Source organism: Pseudomonas sp. AIG (genome assembly GCF_977020205.1).
Window position 1 is genome coordinate 96965 of record NZ_CDROCK010000010.1, and the last position, 21312, is coordinate 118276.

Below are 21312 nucleotides of genomic sequence, written 5' to 3' on the forward strand. Positions count from 1 at the left end.
CAATGAATCCGCATGAACAGTTTCGCGAAGAAGTAAAAGCCAACATCGAAGGCCTGCAGAACGACAAGGCCTTGCAGACCGAGTCCCTGGACTGGGTCGGCACCACGGCCAGACACAAGTACACCTACAACTTCAGCTGGATGGGCCGGCCGATCATTCAGTTCCCGCAGGACATGGTCGCGATGCAGGAAATCATCTGGAACCTGCGTCCGGACGTGATCGTCGAGACGGGCATCGCCCACGGCGGTTCGCTGGTGTTCTACGCCTCGATCCTGGAGCTGATCGGACATGGCGAAGTGCTGGGCATCGACATCGATATTCGCGAGCACAACCGCGAAGCCATCGAAGCGCACCCGATGTTCAAACGCATCAGCATGATCCAGGGTTCGAGCATCGATAACGCCATCGTCGATCAGGTGCGCGAACGCGTGCAGGGCAAAAAAGTGCTGGTGGTGCTGGACTCCAACCACACCCACGAGCACGTCCTCGAAGAACTGCGCCTGTATGCACCTTTGGTTTCGGTGGGCAGCTATTGCGTGGTCATGGACACCGTGGTCGAAGACATGCCGGCCGATGCGTTCCCGGATCGTCCGTGGGGCAAGGGTGACAACCCGAAAACCGCGGTGTGGGCCTACCTGGAAGAAAACCGCGATTTCGAGATCGATCAGTCGATTCACAGCAAATTGCTGATCACAGTTGCGCCGGATGGTTATCTGCGCCGCGTGCGTTAATCGACAAACAACGATGAGTTTTCGGCGGCGCGCCGCTCGTGGGGAATATATGCAAGGCAAGAACACTTCTGTAACCGATCTGGCACTCAACGAACAGTTGACGGTTGTGCTGATCTCTCACGAACGCCCGGCGTTTCTGCGTAGAGCCATTCGCTTCTACAGCAGCCTGCCGTGCAGGATTCTGGTGCTGGATTCGTCGGCGGTGGCGCTGACGGGCATCCCAGCCGAATTTACCCACGTGGATTATCAGCACTTGCCGCAGTTCGGCTACTGGGGCATTCGCGCCAAGCTGGCTTACGGTGTCGAGCAACTGCAAACGCCTTACATGGTGTTTGCCGCCGACGACGACTTCCTTGTGCATGATGCCCTGCACGAAGCCGTGGCATTCATGGATGCCAACCCCGATTACAGTCTGTGCCATGGCTACAGCCTGATGTATCTGGCATTGGCCAACAGCGTCAATTACTACCGACGTGACAAGAAAGTCTGCGAAGACTACTCGGCCGATCAGGCCGAGGAGCGTTTGCTCGATTACATGCACCAGTACCTGCCGCCGTTCTATGCCGTGCAGCGTACGGCGATCTTGCGCGACTGGTACGCCGCCATGCCGCAAGACACGATCTTCCAGTGGCAGGAAGTCGGTCACACCTATTACATGCTGGCCCGGGGCAAGGTGCGGATTCTGCCGATCCCGTATGTCGTGCGCGAAATCAACTACGAGCAGTCCGATCACAACACCGAGATCTATCACACGCTGGCCTATATGGATGGCAAGAGCGTGGCCGGGCGCGAAGCGTTTGCCGAGTTCCTCGCGTCGTTGCCGACCCAGCTGCAGCATCAGGATCCGCAGCAGGGCAAACAGTTTGCGCTGAAGAGTTTTGCCACGCTGGCCGACAGCCTGCAGAACTATCGGGCACTCACCGCCGAGTTGATCTTCGAGTCGACCTGGGTCGATATCGAGGCCGGCCCGCAGCGTCGGTTCGGTCCCAAGCAATACGTGGAAATGCCGTTCTACAACCAGGTGTTTTTCGATCAGCTGACGCAATTCGAGTTTCTGTTGCACGCGATGCCGGCCGGACGCGTTCAGCTCAAGGAGCTGGAGGGGATCTGGGCTCGCCAGCAAAGCCTGATGCTGGCCCGCAACAATGACACCCCGGAAAGTGTGCTCGACCGCTTGTGGCAGGCGCATGACGCCAACGTGTTCAATCGCGCGGTGATCAAGCGACTGATCGCGCAATTGCAACCGCTGGACGAAGAAGACGACGCGCCAGTGCTGCGCGACTGGGTCGCGCGTCTGGACGCCGTGTTGCTCGAAGGGCATCAGCCGACATTCGCCAAGATGCTCACCGGTCGCCTGCTCGAGTGGCTCGCTGCGCGTACGCCGGATACCGAGCAGGCGGCGGCGATTGCCCGGCACCTGGCCGACAATGGGGGTGGTCCGCAGTTCGGCATTTTCCTGCTCGATCTGGACAACGACATCGACAAGTTGCAGATCTCTCTGGACAGCTTGCTTGAAGGTCACAGCAAAGCCTTCAAGGTCGTGGTCTTCACCACGGGTGAACCGCCGGCTGCAACCACTGCACAAAATACGCTGCACTTTGTGCGAGTGACCCAAAGCAACTTCGTCGACAAGCTCAACCAGAGCGTCAATCAATCGACCAGCGACTGGCTGCTGCTGGCTGAGGCGGGTGAAGCGTTCACGCCCGCCGGCCTGTTGCGTGCCAGCCTGGAACTGATGGCTGCGCCCGGTGTGCGTGCGGTCGCCACGGATGAGATTCAGCGCGAGGAAAATGGTGCGCTGGTGGATCTGTTCCGCCCGGGCTTCAACCTGGATCTGCTGCAGAGCGTTCCGTCATTGATGGCCCGGCACTGGTTGATTCGTCGCGAAGTGCTGACCGGGCTCGGCGGTTATCAGGCCGACTTCAGCAAGGCGCTGGAGCTGGATGTGCTGTTGCGCATCATCGAGCAGGGCGGCCTCGACGGTCTGGCCCATCTCGATGAACCACTGCTGATCACCCGGGCGCCGGAGTTGGCCGAAAATGCTCACGAACGTCAGGCGCTGCTGCGGCACTTGGGCAATCGTGGTTACAAGGCTCAGGTCACCTCGGCGCAGCCTGGCACCTGGCAGATCGACTATCGCCACGTCGAGCGCCCGCTGGTGTCGGTGATCGTGCCCGCTGGTGACGATCTTGATGCCTTGCAACGTTGCCTGGATGGCGTGCTGCTCAGAACCCGTTACACCCGCTATGAATTGCTGGTTGCGGTCAACCCGAATCAGTCGGCCGAGATCAATGACTGGTTGGGAGCGCTGCGCAACGCCAAAGTGCGCGTGCTGCATGCTGATCGTCCGCTTGATCAAGTGGCGCTGTACAACGCGGCCAGCCAAGAGGCGCAGGGCGAATATCTGGTGCTGCTGGCCACCGACAGTGAAGTGGTCAACCCGAACTGGATCGAGTCGTTGCTTAATCACGCCCAGCGTCCAGAAGTCGGCATCGTCGGTGCCAAACTGGTGGACCGCGACGGCAAGATCGCCCAGGCAGGTTTGATTCTCGGGTTGAACGACGGGGTGGCTTCGGCCTTCATCGGCGAGAAACACGCTAACGAGGGTTACATGCAGCGCCTGGCGGTCGAGCAGAACTATTCGGCGGTGTCGAAAGTGTGCCTGATGGTGCGCAAGGACTTGTTCAACGCGCTGGGTGGCCTGGACGACGTGACCTTCGCCGCCGGATTCAGCGATGTCGATCTGTGTCTCAAGGCCGGGCAGGCCGGCTACCTCACCGTGTGGACGCCGCTGGTGCAGGTGTTGCACACCGGCGAGTTGCCGCAAGCCCCTGAAGCCTTGGCGGCATTGCGTGAGAAGTGGAGCGCGGCCTTTGCCCGGGATCCGGCGTACAACGCCAACCTGGCGCTGACCGGCAAAGGTTTTACCCTGGGTGAAAGTGCCCCGATCAATTGGGCGCAATTGCTCGGCTAAGCCTGGCGAACAGGACACAGGAATTCAGACATGTTCAACGGTAAATCGATTTTCATCTCCGGCGGCACCGGCTCGTTCGGGCGCAAATTCATCGCCCGCCTGCTGGAGCAATACCAGCCCAAGCGCGTGGTGGTGTTTTCCCGCGATGAGCTGAAACAGTACGAGATGCAGCAGACGTTCAATGCGCCGTGCATGCGTTACTTCATTGGTGATGTGCGTGACGCAGACCGTCTGCGTCAGGCCATGCGTGGCATTGACTACGTGGTCCATGCCGCTGCGTTGAAGCAAGTGCCGGCGGCGGAATACAACCCGACCGAGTGCATTCGCACCAACGTCAATGGCGCGGAAAACATCATCGCCGCCGCCATCGATAACGGCGTGAAAAAAGTCGTGGCGTTGTCCACCGATAAAGCGGCCAGCCCGATCAACCTGTACGGTGCGACCAAGTTGCTCTCGGACAAGTTGTTCGTCGCCGCCAACAACATTGCCGGCGAGCAGCAAACCCGTTTTGCCGTGGTGCGCTACGGCAATGTGGCCGGCTCGCGCGGTTCCGTAGTGCCGTTTTTCAGCCAGCTGATCGCCGACGGTGCTCAGGAGTTGCCAATCACTGACGAGCGCATGACGCGGTTCTGGATCACCCTCGACCACGGCGTGCAGTTCGTGCTCGACAGCTTTGCGCGGATGCACGGTGGTGAAGTGTTCGTGCCGAAGATTCCGTCGATCCGCATCGTCGATCTGGCGCGGGGCATGGCCGAACATCTGCCGCACAAGAACGTCGGCATTCGTCCCGGCGAGAAGCTGCATGAGTTGATGGTGCCGCTGGACGATGCGCGCATGACCCTGGAGTTTGCGGATCACTACACCATTCAGCCGTCGATTCGCTTTACCAGCGTCGATGTCGATTTTGCCGTCGACAATCTTGGCGAGCAGGGGCGTGCCGTGAGCGAAGATTTCGAGTACCGCTCCGACACCAATCCGCACTTCCTCACGGTCGGGCAGATCGCTGACCTGCACGCGAAGCTCTCGGCATGATTCCCTACGGTCGGCAGAGCCTCGATCAGGCAGATATCGATGCGGTCGTCGAGGTGCTGCAATCGGACTGGCTGACCCAAGGGCCGACCATCGAGCGCTTCGAGCAGGCACTGGCCGAGCGTTGCCAGGCCGACTTCGCCGTCGCCGTGTGCAACGCCACGGCGGCGCTGCACATTGCCTGTCTGGCAGCGGGACTTGGGCCGGGTGATCGTTTGTGGACGACGCCGAACACCTTTCTCGCCTCGGCCAATTGCGGTCGTTACTGCGGGGCTGAGGTCGATTTCGTCGACATCGACCCGCTGACCTGGAACCTCGATGCTTTCGCTCTTGCCGCGAAACTCGAGCAGGCCGAGCAGGACGGCACTTTGCCGAAAGTGCTGGTGGCGGTGGCGTTCTCCGGGCAGAGCTGCGACATGCGCAAGATTGCCGAACTGGCCGAGCGCTACAACTTCACCGTGATCGAGGATGCTTCTCACGCCGTCGGCGCAAGCTATGCCGGGCGCCCGGTCGGCTGCGGTCAATTCGCGGCGATGACGGTGTTCAGTTTCCACCCGGTGAAGATCATCACCAGCGCCGAGGGCGGCATGGTGTTGACCAATCGCCCGCAACTGGCCGAGCGCCTGCAACGCCTGCGCAGCCACGGCATGACCCGTGATCCGCAACAGATGAGCGAGCCGAGTCACGGCCCGTGGTACTACGAGCAGATCGAGCTGGGTTTCAATTATCGGATCACCGATCTGCAGGCTGCGCTGGGTTTGTCGCAACTGGGCAAACTCGACGACTTCATCGCCCGGCGGCGCGAACTGGCGGCGCGTTACGATCGTCTGCTGGCGTATTTGCCGGTGACGTTGCCCAGCCTTCAGCCTGAGGCCGAGTCGGCTTGGCATCTGTATGTGATTCGTTTGCAGACCGATCGCATCAGCCTCAGCCACCGTCAAGTGTTTGAAGGCTTGCGTACGGCCGGTATTGGCGTGAATCTGCATTACATCCCTGTGCACTTGCAGCCGTACTACCGTGACCTGGGTTTCGCCGAGGGCGATTTCCCCGAAGCCGAGCGTTATTACGCCGAGGCGATCAGCCTGCCGCTGTTCCCGCTGCTGAGCGATGAGCAACAGGATTACGTGGTCGAGCAATTGCGTCGGCTGACCGAATAATTGCCACTGCGGCGACGGATGAGTATCTGCAATGCGTCAGTTGAGTGAGCAGGAAAAGTTCTGGCAGGGCGACTTCGGTAACCAGTACGCCGAGCGCAATGCGGGTCAGCCGCTGATGGCGGCGAACCAGGCGTTGTTTGCCAAAGCGCTCAACCGCGCCGCAGGTATCGAAAGTCTGGTAGAACTGGGGACTAACGCCGGCAACAATTTGCAGGCGTTGCATCAACTGTTGCCACGTTGCGAGCTATTCGGCGTCGAGATCAACGACAACGCCTGTGCTCAGGCACGTGCGCTGGACATTGCACAGATCTGGCATGGCTCACTGTTCGATTTTCCGCGCGAACGCCGCTACGACCTGACATTGAGCAAGGGTGTGCTGATCCACCTCGCGCCGCCGCTGTTGCCGACGGCTTATGCGCAGTTGTATGAGTTGAGTCAGCGCTACATTCTGATCGCCGAGTATTACAATCCGGCGCCGGTAGAAGTGACTTATCGTGGCAACCGCGGCAAGCTGTTCAAACGTGATTTCGCCGGCGAGATGCTTGATCGCTATGCCGATCTGCACCTGCTTGATTATGGTTTTGTCTATCACCGCGATCCGCAATTCCCGGCGGACGACATCACTTGGTTCCTGCTGGAAAAACGCCCTTGAGTAACGTCGCAATCATCCCGGCCCGTGGGGGCAGCAAGCGCATCCCGCGCAAGAATCTGTTGCCGTTCGATGGCGTGCCGATGATTGTTCGTTCGATCCGCACGGCGCTGGATTCAGGTTTGTTTGAGCAGGTGGTGGTCAGCACCGACGATGCCGAGATTGCCGACGTTGCGCGAGCGCACGGCGCGCAGGTGCCCTTCATGCGTCCGGCGGCGCTGGCCGATGATTTCACCGGCACCGCTGCGGTGATCGTGCACGCCTTGCAACAACTGCCAGCCTTTGATTACGCCTGTTGCGTGTATGCCACGGCGCCGCTGTTGCAGGCACGTTTTCTGCGCCAGGGCATCGAGTGGCTGGAGCAACATCCAGACAAGTCATTCGCATTCTCCGTGTGCAGTTTTGGTTTTCCGGTGCAGCGTGCGCTGACGCTGGACGCGCAGGGCGCTTTGACGGCATTGCATCCCGAATTTCGTAACACCCGTTCGCAGGATCTGCCCGAAGCGTTTCAGGACGCCGGCCAGTTTTACTGGGGGCGCAGTGAGGCATGGTTGCGCGGCGATGTGCTCTATTCGCCCGCCAGCCTGCCGGTGATTCTGCCCAGACATCTGGTGCAGGACATCGACACCCTTGAAGACTGGACGCGCGCCGAATACCTTTACGCTGCGCTCAAGGCCGGCGGAGAGTTGCAATGAGAATATTGATTCGTGCCGACGCCTCGCCAACCATCGGCAGCGGCCACATTGCCCGTTGCCTGACGCTGGCGCGCGTGTTGCGCGGGCAGGGCAGCCACGTCGCGTTTGCCTGCCGCAGCTTGCCGGGCCATCGCCTTGAGGCCTTGCGCGCAGAGGGCTTCGAGACGTTTGCGTTGCCTGATCGCTACGTCGATGAAGACCCACAGCAAGCCATCGAATCGATGTTGCCGTGGCAGGCCGATATCGACGCGTTGGGCATGCAGCTTGAAGGTCAGGCCGAATTCGACTGGATCATCGTCGACCACTACGGCCTCGATCATCACTGGCAAACCGCTGCACGGCGCTGGGCGTTGCGAATCGCCGCGGTGGATGATTTGGCCACGCGGCGCTACAGCGTCGATCTGTTGCTCAATCAGAATCTCTCGGGCCTGTACGAGAATTATCAAGCGCTGTTGCCAGAAGGTTGCCGCACCTTGCTCGGTCCACGCTATGCCATGTTGCGTGAAGAATTCAGCTGCCCGGCCGTCGACATCAAAGATCGGGCCCAGCGCGTATTGGTCAACTTCGGCGGTTTCGATGCGGTGAGGCAAACCCATCACGCGATGCTCGCGCTGGCCGATTTTGCCGATCTGCAGGTGGACTTCGTCGCCGGTGCCGACAATCCGGCATGGGCGCAGATGCAGGCCCTGGCCGAGACACGGCCGAACTGGCGTCTGCACAGATTTGTCAGTGACTTCTACCAGCGCATGACCGAGGCTGATCTGTTTATTGGTGCCGGTGGCGGCACCAGTTGGGAGCGGGCGGCAATGGGGCTGCCGACGATCTGTATTGCCGTGTCGAACAATCAGCAGGCCAACGGCGAAGTCATGGCGGCAGCCGGCGCGCATGTGTTCATGGGCGCCCGTGAGCAGGTCAGTGTCGAGCAGTTGCGCAACGCCATCGGCTTTGTCACCGGCAATCATTATTTGCGCCAGAGCCTGGCCGAACGCTCGCGACGACTGGTCGACGGGCGCGGCGCCGAGCGTGTCGCGGTGGCACTGGCCGGTGCGGTGCTGAAGGTGCGCGCGGCGACCCTGGACGATGCGCAATTGCTGTTCGAGGGGCGCAATGCCGAAACGGTGCGGCGCTGGTCGCTGGACAGCGGCGTGATCGACTGGCCGCAGCACCTGAACTGGCTGACCGCGAGTTTGCGCAATCCGCAGCGCCTGCTGTTGATCGCCGAGGCGGACGACGGCGCGGTTGGCGTTGTGCGGTATGACTTGCGTGGGTTTGAAGCTGAAGTCTCGATCTACCTGCTCGAAGGACGGATGGGCCTGGGGTGGGGCAGGGCGCTATTGGCCCGTGGCGAGGCATTTGTTGCCGCGCACTGGCCGCAACTGAAAGTCATCACCGCTCAGGTGTTGCCGGACAATCGTCCCTCGTTGAATGTGTTTCATGACGCCGGGTTCACTCAGAGTGCCTGTGCGTTCACCCGTGTTTTGAAGGATCACCCGCATGACTAGTTTCAAGATTGGCAACCGCTTGATCGGCGCCGATGCGCCGCCCTTCATCATTGCCGAGATGAGCGGCAACCATAACCAGTCACTGGACGTCGCCCTGCACATTGTCGAGGCTGCGGCCAAGGCCGGGGCGCATGCCTTGAAGCTGCAAACCTACACCGCCGAAACCATGACCCTGGATCTGGCTGAAGGCGAGTTCTTCATCAAGGATCCGGGCAGTCTGTGGGCCGGCACTTCGCTTTATGATCTGTATGAAAAGGCCCATACGCCGTGGGAATGGCATGCGCCGATTTTCGCCCGAGCGAAAGAGCTGGGCATGCTCGCGTTCTCGACTCCGTTCGATGACAGCGCGGTGGACTTTCTCGAAAGCCTTGATGTACCGGCCTACAAGATCGCCAGTTTCGAAAACACTGACTTGCCGTTGATCCGCCGTGTGGCGGCCACCGGCAAACCGCTGATCATCTCCACCGGCATGGCCAGCATCGCTGAGCTGGATGAAGCCGTGCGCGCTGCCCGCGAGGCGGGGTGCAAGGATCTGGTGCTGCTCAAATGCACCAGCACCTATCCGGCGACCCCGCTCAACAGCAACGTGCGCACGATCCCGCATCTGCGCGAATTGTTCGGCTGCGAAGTGGGCCTGTCGGATCACTCGATGGGTGTTGGCGTGTCGGTGGCGGCGGTGGCGCTTGGCGCGACGGTGGTGGAAAAACACTTCACCCTTGACCGTTCGGCAGGTGGGGTTGATGCGAGCTTTTCGCTGGAACCTGCAGAAATGGCCAGTCTGGTGGTAGAAACCGAACGTGCCTGGCAGGCCATGGGCCAAGTGCATTACGGCGTCACGGAGGCTGAACGCAAATCGCTGGTCTATCGCCGTTCGCTGTACGTCACCGCCGACATGGCCGCCGGTGAGCCCTTTTCCCGGGACAATCTGCGTGCTATCCGCCCTGGTCTCGGTCTGCCGCCCAAGCACACCGACGCCGTCCTCGGCCGCCGCGCGCGCGCAGCGATCAAGCGTGGCACGCCGCTGGACTGGTCGTTGGTCGAATAAGCCGATCTGCACCGATTCGGCAAAATAGCGTGACCTGCGAGTCATAACGCGCATCTTCACTGTATTGTATTGATCGGGGAGATGGCGCCTGGCTCGTTTTCGATTCCAGTGATAGCCCTTTGCGCTCCCCGTGGCTGCCCGTTGTGGCGGCCGTTTTCTGTTTGTCGGCGCCCCTCGAAATCCTTGCGAGCGGTGGTCTTGGGCTGTTTTTTATTGGGAAGCCGTAATGATTGGCATAAAAAGCATTGCGAGCTACGTTCCTGTAGCCGGCGTGGACAATTACGCACAAGGTGCAAAATTCGAGAAGGATGAAGAATTCATCCTTGGCAAGATCGGCTCGGCATTCCTGCCGCGCAAAGACGCTGAACAAGAAACCTCCGATCTGTGCGTGGAAGCGGCCAATGCGCTGTTTGCCAGCAACCCTGAACTGAAGCGTGAATCGATCGACGCCTTGATCGTCGTCACCCAGAACGGTGATGAAGAAGGCCTGCCGCACACCGCCGCAATCGTCCAGGACAAACTCGGGCTGCCAACCAACGTGGCGGCGTTCGACATTTCCCTGGGCTGCTCCGGTTATGTCTACGGCATCTACGCGATCAAGGGGTTCATGGAAGCCGCCGGCCTGAAGAACGGCCTGCTGATCACCGCTGACCCGTATTCGAAAATCGTCGACCCGGAAGACCGCAACACCACCATGCTGTTCGGCGACGCCGCCACGGCCACCTGGATGGGCGAAGATCCGACCTGGGCGCTGGGCAAGGCCAAGTTCGGCACCGACGGTTCGGGTGCTCCGCACCTGAAAGTCACCGATGGCGTGTTTTTCATGAACGGTCGTCAGGTGTTCAATTTTGCGCTGCTGAAAGTTCCGGCGCACTTGCACGAACTGCTGGATGATTCCGGTCTGAAGGCTGATGACATCGATGCTTTCTGCATTCACCAGGGCAGCGCGGCGATTGTCGATGCCGTGGCGCGGCGCTTCGAAGGCGAGCCGGAGAAGTTCATCAAGGACATGGTCGAGACCGGCAACACGGTGTCGTCGAGCATTCCGTTGCTACTGGAAAAACACGTCATTGATTCCGACTGGCAGCGTATTGCGCTGAGCGGTTTCGGTGTCGGTCTGTCGTGGGGCTCGGCGATCATTTATCGTCCTTGAGCGGAATCAAAAACGGCGGATACAAAAATAGCGTTCAAGGTTAACCTTGAACGCTATTTTTTTGCCTGAAAGGGAGCGCGAGGCGCCATGAGCGAGTTTTTCCAGGCCAACGCCCAGGTGATCCAGCAACGCTGGCCGGCGCTGTTTGCACGATTGCTGGCTGAAGACAGTTCGGTCATTCAAGCCGAACTGGTGCAAGGCCTGGGCTCTACGCTGAGTATCGACGGGATTCAACTGACCAGTCGCCATGACCGCATCCACGAGGCCCGGGTCCAGGCGGCCAGCCTGCCGGAAAAACCTCGGTTGCACGTCTACGGCACCGGCCTTGGCGACCTGCCGTCGGTGTTGCTGGAGCGCGCCGCCCTTGAGCGGTTGTACGTGCACATTCTCAACGGCGCCTTGTTTGCCTTGGTTCTGCAGTTGCTCGACCAGCGGCCATGGCTTGAAGACCCCAGAGTTGAACTGATGTATGCCGGCGATCATGCGGATATTTACACGCCGTTTTTTGCGCTGCCCGCCGAAATGCTCCTGGCCGATGACTTCAGCGCGAAGATTCGTGATCGGCTGGTCAATGAAGTTCACCTGAGTTTCAACAATCGCGAGTTCGATCCGCAATTGCCGGCGATCCAGCAGCGCTTGCGCGATAGCCTGGAGGTGCTGCTTGCCGATGATGACGTGGCGCAATTGTTTGGCACCTGCATCGGCCGCGAAATCTATGTGATCGGCACCGGACCGAGCCTGGAAGGGCATTTTCAACGGCTGGCAGCGGTGCGCGCTCAGGCCGAGCGGCCGCTGTTCATTTGTGTCGACACGGCTTATCGGCCGTTGCGTCAGCACGGGATCATCCCCGATCTGGTGGTGACGATCGATCAGTTGATCAGCTTTCGGCATCTGCCTTTCGAGGAGTCGGACGGCATCCCGCTGGTGTACCTGCCCATGAGCTCGCCGACGGTGTTGAAGGCCTGGAAGGGCAAACGCTATGGCGCCTATACCGCCAGCCCGGTCTACGCCACGTTGCGTCAGCAGCACCCTCGAGCCGAATTGAATGCTGGCGGCAGCGTGATTCACCCCGCTGTGGATCTGGCGGTGAAAATGGGCGGCACGCGCATTACCCTGTTCGGTGCCGACTTTGCCTTCCCGATGAACAAGACCCATGCCGGATGGGACGATGGCGATCTGGGGCCAGCCCTGGAGCAGGCGCGGCACTGGGTCCGTGACGGCAATGGCGAGCGGGTCAGGACGCAATTGAATTTTCGTGGCTACCTGTGCGTGCTGGAGCGTTATATCGCGCGGCATCCCGAGGTCAGCTTCCTTAACAGCAGTCGGGCAGGGGCGATGATCGTGGGCACTCAGTTCAACCCGGAGTTTGTGCAATGAGTGCCCAGGTGGCGTGCATCAGCGCATGCAGGCAATGCGCCGGCTTGTTTCGTTTGGGCCGTGATGTCGAAGCGGCGCTGACGATGGTCGATGTATTCGACGAGGCGCAGCGGTTTTTTGCGCTCGCCAATGAGGATGTCCAGCAGTCGTGGGCGCAGGTACTGACACACATACTGGCGTGTCAGGAGCGTCAGGACTGGCTGGGGCTTGCCGATTTCGTGGAATATGAACTGATTGAATTGCTGGAGAGTGCGCAGAGCTGAGAGAGGGGCGACGGCTCTGGCACAAGGGTTGGTGGTGTGGGCAGTTTTATGGCGTCATTTTTTCGTGGGAGGGGCGCGCTAAGCCCTTGTTTTTTTGGGAGTGGCAGGGTGATGGCAAATTTTTTTCAAAAAGCCCTCAAGCAACCTGCAAACCCGACGATAACTATTACGAAGGTTCTCTAGGCCATACCCGGCGGTTGCCAGGGCCGGAAGCCGCAGTACCCAACCAACGAGGAATTCGTCATGGCTTTAACAGTAAACACCAACACCACATCGTTGAACGTTCAGAAAAACCTGAACCGCGCTTCCGACGCTCTGTCGACTTCGATGCAGCGCCTGTCTTCCGGCCTGAAAATCAACAGCGCTAAAGACGACGCCGCTGGCCTGCAGATCGCTACCCGTATGACTTCCCAGATCCGTGGTGGCAACCAGGCGATCCAGAACGCCAACGACGGTATCTCCGTTGCTCAGACCGCTGAAGGCGCTCTGCAAGCTTCGACCGACATTCTGCAGCGTATGCGTGAACTGGCTGTTAAAGCCCGTACCGGTACCAACGGCAGCATCGACCAGAAAGCAACCAACGACGAATTCGCCCAGATGTCGGACGAACTGACTCGTATCTCTGCTTCGACCAACCTGAACGGCAAAAACCTGCTGGACGGTTCGGCTGGTACTGTGACCCTGCAAGTGGGCGCAAACACCGGTTCGGCTAACCACATCGACCTGGTACTGAGCTCCAAGTTCGACGCCGTCAGCCTGTCCGTAGGTAGCGGTACTGTAGTTCTGACCGGTGCAAGCGTATCGGGCGCTGCTGCCAACATCGACAACGCAATCACCGCGATCGACGCTGCAATTGCAACGATCAACAGCACTCGTTCGAGCCTGGGTGCTTCGCAAAACCGTCTGACCAGCACCATCTCCAACCTGCAAAACATCGTTGAGAACACCACCGCTGCACAGGGTCGTGTACAAGACACCGACTTCGCCGCAGAAACTGCTAACCTGACCAAGCAGCAAACTCTGCAGCAGGCTTCGACCTCCGTTCTGGCTCAAGCCAACCAACTGCCTTCCGCTGTACTGAAGCTGCTTCAGTAATTTCGGAACAAGTTTGGGCGGGGGAGTGCGCTTGTCGTGCTCTCTCGCCTTTTTACGTTAGGAGGTGATGAGCATGGACATGAGCGTCAAGCTTAACCAGTCTTATCCGGCTCCCAAGCCAGTAGCGCCGGTTGCTGACAAACCGTCAGAAACGCCTAAGGTTGCCAAGACTGAAGCTCCGGCCACTGCCAAGAGTCAGGATACGGACGATGCCAAGTTGAAGCTGGCCGTGCAGGAGATCGAGAAGTTTGTTCAATCGATCAAGCGCAATCTGGAGTTCTCTATCGACGAGCATTCCGGGAAGGTCATCGTCAAGGTGATCGCAAGCGAGACGGGTGAGGTCGTTCGACAGATTCCCTCCGCAGAAGCTCTCAAGCTGGCAGACAGCCTGGCCAATGCAAGCCACGTGTTGTTCGACGCCAAAGTCTGATAGCTGGCATGAATAATGTTTGTCCATTCTCAGGACGCGTGTAACGGTCAAAAGAATGGCAACAATCTGAAGGGAGATGCACATGGCAAGTCCAATTCTACCGGGTTCCGGACTGGGTTCCGGCCTGGACATCGGTGCGATCGTCACTGCGCTGGTCAACGCCGACAAGGCGCCGAAGCAGACGCAGATCGATACCGCGACCAAAGCCAATACGCTGAAGATTTCCGGCGTTGGTTCGCTGAAGAGCGCGTTGACCGCGTTCCAGACGGCGATGACCAATCTGGGCAGCAAGACCAATCCTGCCTTTTCCGGCTTCACCGCGACTTCGAGCAATACCAATCTGAGCGCGACGTCCGACAGCACCGCCGTGGCGGGCAGTTACAACGTTGCTGTCACTCAATTGGCCACTGGCTCGAAAATCGCCAGCGCCTCTTTTGCCGGCGGTGCCGCCAGTGCCATTCCGAGTGGTACCCTGAAAATCAGTCAGAATGGCACTGATTACAATGTCGACATTCCGGCCAATGCCACGTTGCAGACCACCCGTGACGCTATCAACAAGGCTCAGGGCGCCAACGGCATCTCCGCCAACATCGTGACCGACAGCTCTGGCTCTTCGCGCCTGGTGATCAGTTCGAGCAAAACCGGCGAAGGCTCTGACCTCAAAGTCAGCGGTATTGCCGGTCTGGAAATCGATGGCACCCAGCTGATGGGTCCTAACCCGGCTGCCGGTGCTTCAGGCGCCGTCAACGGCGTTGCGGGTAACGCCAAGCTGACCATCGACGGCCTTGAAGTCACCAGCAAAAGCAACACGGTGACCGGCGCAATCAGTGGTTTGACCCTGAACCTGACGACGGTCAGTCCTCTCGTGGGTGGTGTTGCGACGCCGACTGTTGTCAGCGTGGACGCCAACACCAAAGGCCTGCAGACATCGATCCAGTCGTTCGTCGACGCTTACAACACGTTGAAGACCACCATCGATACGCTGTCCAAGGCGACGCCGGATGCCGATGGCAAGCTGACCGTGCAAGCGGCGTTCACCGGCGACGCGATGCCGCGTGCACTGATTGCCGATATTCGTGAACAGTTGACAGCAACAGGCGCTGGCGGCCCGTTGTCGGTGCTGTCGCAGTTGGGTGTGATGACCGACCGCGACACCGGTAACCTGAAGTTTGATACCGCTGCTTTCACCAAAACCATGGCGCAGCCAGGCATGACCGGCCAGGTTCAGCAGTTGTTTACCGGCACCGACGACACCAATGGTCTGCTGACGCGCATGAGCAAGGTGGTTGATCCGTATCTCAAGCCGCCAGCGGGCAGCATTACCGGTGTCGGCTTGCTTGATCAGCGCATGGCCATTCTCACTAAAAACACCAGAAACCTGACCGACCAGCAGGCGGCGCTGGATTTGCGTGTCGAGAACCTGACCAAGACGTTGACTGCCAAGTACAACGCCATGGACTTGCTGGTAGGGCAGATGAAGGCGACGGCGAGCAACATCACGTCGTTCTTCAGCTCGCTGAACGCTCAGCAGTCCGCGAAGTAACAGACAGGCACGACAAAAACCCGGCTACGCTTTATCGGCGTGTGCCGGGTTTTTGTCTTTTTGATCTAAAGTTCTCTGATTCGTTGGCGATACACTGGTTATACGAGTCAATGTGGCAATGAGGTAGAACATGAACCCGATGTTAGCCCTTCGGCAGTACCAGAAAGTCGGCGCACACGCTCAGACGTCCGAAGCGAGCCCGCACCGTCTGGTGCAAATGTTGATGGAAGGTGGTCTGGGGCGTATCGCCGAGGCCAAGGGCGCCATTGAGCGCAAGGATATTGCTGCCAAGTGCACGGCCATCAGCAAAGCTGTTGGCATCATTGGCGGCTTGTGTGAGGGTCTGGATCTGGAAAACAGCGCCGATTCGGTGGCTGAACTCAACCAGCTCTACATCTACATGATGAAGCGACTGGCCGAGGCCAACATCAAGAGTGATCCGAAGATCCTCGACGAAGTGGCCGGTCTGCTGCGCACCGTAAAGGAAGGCTGGGACGGCATCGCTCCACCAGGCCCCCAGTTTTAAGGAGATCGTCATGAGTCTTGTATTGCAGCGAATCGCCGATACCCGTGAAGCGTTGGTCACAGCCCTGGCCGAACGCAACTGGGAAGCCATTGGTGAGCTGGATCTGGCTTGCCGGTCCTGCATGGAAGACGTCATGGCGGAAGCCGCGCTGGATGAAGACGCATTGCGCAACAATCTCGAGGAGCTGCTGCACGTCTACAAAGAGCTTCTTGAGGTGGCGATGGGTGAGCGGCAGGCGATAGCCAACGAGATGTCGCAGATCACCCAAGCGCAAAAGGCGGCAAAGGTTTACCATCTGTTTGGTTAATTAACCCCCAGTTAATCCAGACATGTGCGCCATAAATTTGACTGTGCACGGTTTTTTGACTTAACTAGTGGCTGTTTTCAGATTTCAGGCGTCTACAGGCACATGGTGTCCTGCAAGCGTCTCGCTTGCCCCATTTTTCGGGCATTGAGTTGACTAGGGAAGTTGCTATTGCATGTGGCGTGAAACCAAAATTCTGCTGATCGATGACGATAGCGTCCGCCGCCGCGACCTGGCGGTGATTCTAAATTTTCTCGGCGAAGAAAATTTACCCTGCGGCAGCCATGACTGGCAGCAGGCAGTCGGCTCTTTGTCGTCTAGTCGTGAGGTCATTTGCGTACTGATCGGGACCGTTAATGCTCCTGGCGCGCTTTTGGGCTTGTTAAAGACACTCTCAACCTGGGATGAGTTCCTTCCGGTTTTGTTGATGGGCGATAATTCTTCCGTCGACTTGCCTGAAGACCAGCGTCGCCGGGTGCTTTCGACCCTCGAAATGCCGCCCAGCTACAGCAAATTGCTTGACTCCCTGCACCGTGCCCAGGTCTATCGCGAGATGTACGACCAGGCCCGCGAGCGCGGTCGTCATCGCGAACCCAACCTGTTCCGCAGCCTCGTCGGCACCAGTCGTGCGATCCAGCACGTGCGCCAGATGATGCAACAGGTCGCCGACACCGATGCCAGTGTGCTGATCCTCGGTGAGTCCGGCACCGGCAAGGAAGTGGTCGCGCGCAACCTGCATTACCATTCAAAACGTCGCGATGCGCCATTCGTGCCGGTCAACTGCGGGGCGATCCCGGCAGAGCTGCTCGAAAGCGAATTGTTCGGCCACGAGAAGGGCGCCTTCACCGGTGCAATCACCAGCCGTGCCGGCCGTTTCGAACTGGCCAACGGCGGTACGCTGTTCCTCGACGAAATCGGCGACATGCCGCTGCCGATGCAGGTCAAACTGCTGCGCGTCTTGCAGGAACGCACCTTCGAGCGCGTGGGCAGCAACAAGACCCAGAGTGTCGACGTGCGCATCATCGCCGCGACCCACAAGAATCTCGAAAGCATGATCGAGATCGGCACCTTCCGCGAAGACCTCTACTATCGCCTGAACGTGTTCCCGATCGAGATGGCGCCGTTGCGTGAGCGCGTCGAAGATATTCCGTTGCTGATGAATGAACTGATCTCGCGCATGGAGCACGAGAAGCGCGGTTCGATCCGCTTCAACTCGGCGGCGATCATGTCGCTGTGCCGTCACGGCTGGCCGGGCAACGTCCGTGAGCTGGCCAACCTGGTGGAGCGCATGGCGATCATGCACCCGTACGGAGTGATCGGCGTGGTCGAATTGCCGAAGAAATTCCGCTACGTCGATGACGAAGACGAGCAAATGGTCGACAGCCTGCGCAGTGATCTCGAAGAGCGCGTGGCGATCAATGGCCATACGCCGGACTTCACCGCCAATGCCATGCTGCCGCCGGAAGGTCTGGACCTGAAGGACTACCTCGGTGGTCTGGAGCAGGGCCTGATTCAGCAGGCGCTGGACGATGCCAATGGCATTGTCGCGCGTGCGGCTGAACGCCTGCGTATCCGTCGTACCACCCTGGTCGAGAAGATGCGCAAGTACGGCATGAGCCGACGCGATGGCGATGAACAGGCGGAGGATTGACGCCTGTTTTTCAACTGCTTCATTTATAAGCAGTTTTTTTTAGGCACGGGTATTGCTACAGCCCTCGCAACGTTCCGTTTAACTGACGGTCAGCCAAGCGAGAAAGCACAATGCCCCAAGCCCAGATGTCTTCTGCCTCCAGTCCCGAGGGGCAGCCGTCCTCCGTAGAGCAGGCAAGCCGACAGGGCCTTGAGCAGGCATTCGAGCTGTTCAGCCAGATGTCCAGCCAGTTGACGGACTCCTACAGCATGCTGGAAGCGCGGGTGACCGAGCTCAAGGGTGAGTTGGCGGTAGTCAGCGCCCAGCGCATGCAGGAATTGGCGGAAAAAGAACGCTTGGCCAATCGCCTGCAAAACCTCCTTGATCTGTTGCCCGGTGGCGTCATTGTCATCGACGGTCACGGCATGGTCCGTGAAGCCAATCCGGCTGCCATCGAACTGCTCGGCCTGCCGCTTGAGGGCGAACTGTGGCGCCATGTGATTGCGCGCTGCTTTGCCCCGCGTGAAGACGACGGTCATGAAATCTCCCTGAAAAATGGTCGACGCCTGTCGATTGCCACCCGCTCGCTGGATGCCGAGCCGGGGCAATTGGTGCTGCTCAACGACCTGACAGAAACCCGTCATCTGCAGGATCAACTGGCGCGCCACGAGCGCTTGTCCTCGTTGGGCCGTATGGTCGCTTCGCTGGCACATCAGATCCGCACGCCGCTGTCTGCCGCGTTGCTTTACGCCAGTCATTTGACTGAGCAGGAATTGCCGGTCGCGACTCAGCAGCGTTTCGCCGGGCGCCTGAAAGAGCGTCTGCACGAGCTGGAGCATCAGGTGCGTGACATGCTGGTGTTCGCTCGCGGGGAATTGCCGCTCACCGATCGCCTCACGCCGAATGCGCTGATGCAAGCGCTGCAAGCCGCCGCGCTGACCCATGTGCAGGATCTGCCAATCCGTTGGCAGTGCGACAGTCATGCCGGAGAGTTGCTGTGCAATCGCGACACGCTGGTCGGCGCGCTGTTGAATCTGATTGAAAACGCGATTCAAGCCAGTACTGCCGACGTCCGCCTGAAAGTGCATTGCTACACCCGCGAAAACAGCTTGCGCCTGTGCATCAGCGACAGCGGTAGCGGGATCGAGCCAACTGTTCTGGCGCGGCTCGGCGAACCCTTTTTTACCACCAAAGTCACCGGCACCGGCCTGGGCCTGACCGTGGTCAAGGCTGTGGCCCGGGCACATCAGGGAGAATTGTTGCTGCGTTCGCGAGTCGGGCGCGGCACCTGCGCGCAGGTGATCCTGCCGCTGTTTTCCGCTGTACAGGGAGCTGAGTAAAAGTCATGGGCATCAAGGTTTTGCTGGTCGAGGATGACCGTTCGTTGCGCGAAGCGCTGGCTGACACGTTGCTGCTGGCCGGCCACGATTACCAGGCGGTCGGTTGCGCTGAGGATGCGCTGACGGCGGTGGCGCGCGAGGCGTTCAGTCTGGTGGTCAGTGACGTCAACATGCCGGGCATGGACGGTCATCAATTGCTTTCCCTGCTGCGTGCCCGTCAGCCACAGTTGCCGGTGCTGCTGATGACGGCGCACGGTGCAGTCGAGCGCGCGGTCGATGCGATGCGTCAGGGCGCAGCGGACTATCTGGTCAAACCGTTTGAACCCAAGGCTTTGCTGGATCTGGTGGCGCGGCATGCGCTGGGCAATATTGGTGTGAGCGAAAGTGAAGGCCCTATCGCCGTCGAGCCAGCCAGTGCGCAACTTCTCGAATTGGCCGCGCGAGTAGCGCGCAGCGATTCCACGGTGCTGATCTCCGGCGAATCCGGCACCGGTAAAGAAGTACTGGCGCGCTACATTCATCAACAATCCCACCGTGCCAGTCAGCCGTTCATTGCGATCAACTGCGCCGCGATCCCGGACAACATGCTCGAAGCCACGTTGTTCGGCCACGAGAAGGGTTCGTTCACCGGCGCCATCGCGGCGCAGGCCGGCAAGTTCGAACAGGCCGACGGCGGCACGCTGCTGCTCGACGAAATTTCCGAAATGCCCCTTGGTCTGCAAGCCAAACTGTTGCGCGTGTTGCAGGAGCGCGAGGTCGAGCGCGTCGGTGCGCGTAAACCGATTGCTCTGGATATTCGCGTGGTCGCCACCACCAACCGTGATCTGGCGGGCGAAGTAGCGGCGGGGCGTTTCCGTGAAGATCTTTTTTACCGTCTGTCGGTTTTCCCTCTGGCCTGGCGTCCACTTCGCGAGCGCACTGCCGATATCCTGCCGCTGGCCGAAAGGTTGCTGGCCAAACACGTCAATAAAATGAAGCACGCGGCGGCGAAACTCTCACCTGACGCACAAGCCTGCCTGACCGCTTACCCGTGGCCGGGCAATGTGCGTGAGCTGGATAACGCCATTCAACGTGCGCTGATTTTGCAGCAGGGCGGTTTGATTCAGCCGCAGGATTTCTGTCTGGCCGGTCCCGTGACGTACACCGCGATGCCCGTCGCCGCGCCGGTGTCAGCGGTGCTTCGCGAGGTGGAAATCGATGCGGATTCGGCCGGCGCCCTGGGCGATGACCTGCGCCGCCGGGAGTTTCAGATGATCATCGACACCCTGCGTGCCGAGCGTGGACGGCGCAAAGAGGCCGCAGAAAAGCTCGGCATCAGCCCGCGCACCCTGCGCTACAAACTGGCGCAAATGCGTGATGCCGGGATGGACGTCGAAGGTTATCTGTTCGCCACCTGAGCCGCGCTGCAAAAAATTGAAAATGCTTTTCTGAAAGGGCTGCCCATGAGCTGGCACCCTTGTTGCTAATACCTGCGTACCCGCCGAGTGAGTGTCAAAAAATTGCGGGCCGCCCAAGAGAGTAGACCATGAGCCAAGGTATTGAATTTAATCGGTTGATGACAGACATGAAGGCCATGAAGCTGGATGCCATGTCTGCGCCGAAATCGACGACCGCTGTCCCTGAGCTGGGAGGCAGCAGCTTTTCCGACATGCTCGGTCAGGCGATCAACAAGGTCAGCGATACTCAGACCGCGTCGACTCAGTTGGCCAATGCCTTTGAAGTGGGCAAGAGCGGCGTCGATCTGACGGACGTGATGATCGCTTCGCAAAAAGCCAGCGTGTCGTTCCAGGCTCTGACCCAGGTACGCAACAAACTGGTTCAGGCTTATCAAGACATCATGCAGATGCCGGTTTAAGGACGAGATTGAGT

The 21312-nt window shown here is 59.4% G+C and carries 20 protein-coding genes; all 20 read left to right on the top strand.

Features of this window, described 5'->3' with window-relative positions; genetic code table 11:
* The first annotated feature begins 2 nt into the window (after positions 1-2).
* Positions 3-731 carry a cephalosporin hydroxylase family protein gene (locus ACWR1S_RS08975; RefSeq protein ID WP_454563233.1) on the top strand — a complete coding sequence of 243 codons (729 nt, stop codon included), beginning with the start codon at positions 3-5 and terminating at the stop codon, positions 729-731.
* 49 nt (positions 732-780) lie between these two features.
* The gene (locus ACWR1S_RS08980) at positions 781-3705 is read left to right on the top strand and encodes a glycosyltransferase family 2 protein (protein ID WP_454563234.1); all 2925 of its coding nucleotides are present in this window, start codon (positions 781-783) and stop codon (positions 3703-3705) included.
* Between the two features lie 30 nt (positions 3706-3735).
* Positions 3736-4737, top strand: a complete 1002-nt coding sequence (pseB, locus tag ACWR1S_RS08985) for a UDP-N-acetylglucosamine 4,6-dehydratase (inverting) (RefSeq protein WP_454563235.1) — start codon at positions 3736-3738, stop codon at positions 4735-4737.
* Positions 4734-5891, top strand: coding sequence for a UDP-4-amino-4,6-dideoxy-N-acetyl-beta-L-altrosamine transaminase (pseC, locus tag ACWR1S_RS08990; protein WP_454563236.1), 1158 nt, complete (start codon positions 4734-4736; stop codon positions 5889-5891). The genes pseB and pseC overlap by 4 nt, the downstream gene beginning before the upstream one ends.
* 31 nt (positions 5892-5922) lie before the next feature.
* The gene (locus ACWR1S_RS08995; RefSeq protein ID WP_454563237.1) at positions 5923-6543 is read left to right on the top strand and encodes a pseudaminic acid biosynthesis-associated methylase; all 621 of its coding nucleotides are present in this window, start codon (positions 5923-5925) and stop codon (positions 6541-6543) included.
* The gene (gene pseF / locus ACWR1S_RS09000; protein ID WP_454563238.1) at positions 6540-7235 is read left to right on the top strand and encodes a pseudaminic acid cytidylyltransferase; all 696 of its coding nucleotides are present in this window, start codon (positions 6540-6542) and stop codon (positions 7233-7235) included. Before ACWR1S_RS08995 ends, pseF begins: the two co-directional genes overlap by 4 nt.
* Complete coding sequence (pseG, locus tag ACWR1S_RS09005) at positions 7232-8737, top strand: UDP-2,4-diacetamido-2,4,6-trideoxy-beta-L-altropyranose hydrolase (protein WP_454563239.1); 1506 nt, start codon at positions 7232-7234, stop codon at positions 8735-8737. Before pseF ends, pseG begins: the two co-directional genes overlap by 4 nt.
* A complete protein-coding gene (gene pseI / locus ACWR1S_RS09010) occupies positions 8730-9782 on the top strand; it encodes a pseudaminic acid synthase (protein ID WP_454563240.1) in 1053 nt (350 codons plus the stop codon). The genes pseG and pseI overlap by 8 nt, the downstream gene beginning before the upstream one ends.
* A gap of 226 nt (positions 9783-10008) precedes the next feature.
* Positions 10009-10935, top strand: coding sequence for a ketoacyl-ACP synthase III (locus ACWR1S_RS09015; protein ID WP_095122707.1), 927 nt, complete (start codon positions 10009-10011; stop codon positions 10933-10935).
* A gap of 87 nt (positions 10936-11022) precedes the next feature.
* The gene (locus ACWR1S_RS09020; protein WP_454563241.1) at positions 11023-12312 is read left to right on the top strand and encodes a motility associated factor glycosyltransferase family protein; all 1290 of its coding nucleotides are present in this window, start codon (positions 11023-11025) and stop codon (positions 12310-12312) included.
* Positions 12309-12575 (top strand): hypothetical protein, encoded by a 267-nt coding sequence (locus ACWR1S_RS09025; RefSeq protein ID WP_454563242.1) that lies wholly within the window; start codon positions 12309-12311, stop codon positions 12573-12575. Before ACWR1S_RS09020 ends, ACWR1S_RS09025 begins: the two co-directional genes overlap by 4 nt.
* Positions 12576-12818: 243 nt before the next feature.
* Positions 12819-13670: a flagellin domain-containing protein gene (locus tag ACWR1S_RS09030; protein WP_016984295.1), complete on the top strand. Its 852-nt coding sequence runs from the start codon at positions 12819-12821 to the stop codon at positions 13668-13670.
* A gap of 73 nt (positions 13671-13743) precedes the next feature.
* Positions 13744-14100, top strand: coding sequence for a flagellar protein FlaG (locus ACWR1S_RS09035; protein WP_077571651.1), 357 nt, complete (start codon positions 13744-13746; stop codon positions 14098-14100).
* A gap of 82 nt (positions 14101-14182) precedes the next feature.
* Positions 14183-15643 (top strand): flagellar filament capping protein FliD, encoded by a 1461-nt coding sequence (gene fliD / locus ACWR1S_RS09040; protein WP_454563243.1) that lies wholly within the window; start codon positions 14183-14185, stop codon positions 15641-15643.
* A 130-nt stretch (positions 15644-15773) separates the two neighbouring features.
* Positions 15774-16169 carry a flagellar export chaperone FliS gene (gene fliS / locus ACWR1S_RS09045; RefSeq protein WP_064119541.1) on the top strand — a complete coding sequence of 132 codons (396 nt, stop codon included), beginning with the start codon at positions 15774-15776 and terminating at the stop codon, positions 16167-16169.
* 10 nt (positions 16170-16179) lie between these two features.
* Positions 16180-16476 (top strand): hypothetical protein, encoded by a 297-nt coding sequence (locus ACWR1S_RS09050; protein WP_007920054.1) that lies wholly within the window; start codon positions 16180-16182, stop codon positions 16474-16476.
* 172 nt (positions 16477-16648) lie between these two features.
* On the top strand, positions 16649-18124 hold the full coding sequence (locus ACWR1S_RS09055; protein ID WP_007920053.1) for a sigma-54 dependent transcriptional regulator: 1476 nt from the start codon (positions 16649-16651) through the stop codon (positions 18122-18124).
* A gap of 125 nt (positions 18125-18249) precedes the next feature.
* Positions 18250-19443 carry a sensor histidine kinase gene (locus ACWR1S_RS09060; protein WP_454563256.1) on the top strand — a complete coding sequence of 398 codons (1194 nt, stop codon included), beginning with the start codon at positions 18250-18252 and terminating at the stop codon, positions 19441-19443.
* A 5-nt stretch (positions 19444-19448) separates the two neighbouring features.
* The gene (locus tag ACWR1S_RS09065; protein WP_454563244.1) at positions 19449-20840 is read left to right on the top strand and encodes a sigma-54-dependent transcriptional regulator; all 1392 of its coding nucleotides are present in this window, start codon (positions 19449-19451) and stop codon (positions 20838-20840) included.
* Positions 20841-20968: 128 nt separating this feature from the next.
* The gene (gene fliE, locus ACWR1S_RS09070; RefSeq protein WP_007920044.1) at positions 20969-21298 is read left to right on the top strand and encodes a flagellar hook-basal body complex protein FliE; all 330 of its coding nucleotides are present in this window, start codon (positions 20969-20971) and stop codon (positions 21296-21298) included.
* Positions 21299-21312 lie beyond the last annotated feature (14 nt).

What these genes read in the sequence shown, in the direction of transcription:
- ACWR1S_RS08975 (WP_454563233.1), top strand. Translation starts at nt 3, where the DNA reads ATGAATCCGCATGAACAGTTTCGCGAAGAAGTAAAAGCCAACATCGAA.
- ACWR1S_RS08980 (WP_454563234.1), top strand. Translation starts at nt 781, where the DNA reads ATGCAAGGCAAGAACACTTCTGTAACCGATCTGGCACTCAACGAACAG.
- pseB (WP_454563235.1), top strand. Translation starts at nt 3,736, where the DNA reads ATGTTCAACGGTAAATCGATTTTCATCTCCGGCGGCACCGGCTCGTTC.
- pseC (WP_454563236.1), top strand. Translation starts at nt 4,734, where the DNA reads ATGATTCCCTACGGTCGGCAGAGCCTCGATCAGGCAGATATCGATGCG.
- ACWR1S_RS08995 (WP_454563237.1), top strand. Translation starts at nt 5,923, where the DNA reads ATGCGTCAGTTGAGTGAGCAGGAAAAGTTCTGGCAGGGCGACTTCGGT.
- pseG (WP_454563239.1), top strand. Translation starts at nt 7,232, where the DNA reads ATGAGAATATTGATTCGTGCCGACGCCTCGCCAACCATCGGCAGCGGC.
- pseI (WP_454563240.1), top strand. Translation starts at nt 8,730, where the DNA reads ATGACTAGTTTCAAGATTGGCAACCGCTTGATCGGCGCCGATGCGCCG.
- ACWR1S_RS09015 (WP_095122707.1), top strand. Translation starts at nt 10,009, where the DNA reads ATGATTGGCATAAAAAGCATTGCGAGCTACGTTCCTGTAGCCGGCGTG.
- ACWR1S_RS09020 (WP_454563241.1), top strand. Translation starts at nt 11,023, where the DNA reads ATGAGCGAGTTTTTCCAGGCCAACGCCCAGGTGATCCAGCAACGCTGG.
- ACWR1S_RS09025 (WP_454563242.1), top strand. Translation starts at nt 12,309, where the DNA reads ATGAGTGCCCAGGTGGCGTGCATCAGCGCATGCAGGCAATGCGCCGGC.
- ACWR1S_RS09030 (WP_016984295.1), top strand. Translation starts at nt 12,819, where the DNA reads ATGGCTTTAACAGTAAACACCAACACCACATCGTTGAACGTTCAGAAA.
- ACWR1S_RS09035 (WP_077571651.1), top strand. Translation starts at nt 13,744, where the DNA reads ATGGACATGAGCGTCAAGCTTAACCAGTCTTATCCGGCTCCCAAGCCA.
- fliD (WP_454563243.1), top strand. Translation starts at nt 14,183, where the DNA reads ATGGCAAGTCCAATTCTACCGGGTTCCGGACTGGGTTCCGGCCTGGAC.
- fliS (WP_064119541.1), top strand. Translation starts at nt 15,774, where the DNA reads ATGAACCCGATGTTAGCCCTTCGGCAGTACCAGAAAGTCGGCGCACAC.
- ACWR1S_RS09050 (WP_007920054.1), top strand. Translation starts at nt 16,180, where the DNA reads ATGAGTCTTGTATTGCAGCGAATCGCCGATACCCGTGAAGCGTTGGTC.
- ACWR1S_RS09055 (WP_007920053.1), top strand. Translation starts at nt 16,649, where the DNA reads ATGTGGCGTGAAACCAAAATTCTGCTGATCGATGACGATAGCGTCCGC.
- ACWR1S_RS09060 (WP_454563256.1), top strand. Translation starts at nt 18,250, where the DNA reads ATGTCTTCTGCCTCCAGTCCCGAGGGGCAGCCGTCCTCCGTAGAGCAG.
- ACWR1S_RS09065 (WP_454563244.1), top strand. Translation starts at nt 19,449, where the DNA reads ATGGGCATCAAGGTTTTGCTGGTCGAGGATGACCGTTCGTTGCGCGAA.
- fliE (WP_007920044.1), top strand. Translation starts at nt 20,969, where the DNA reads ATGAGCCAAGGTATTGAATTTAATCGGTTGATGACAGACATGAAGGCC.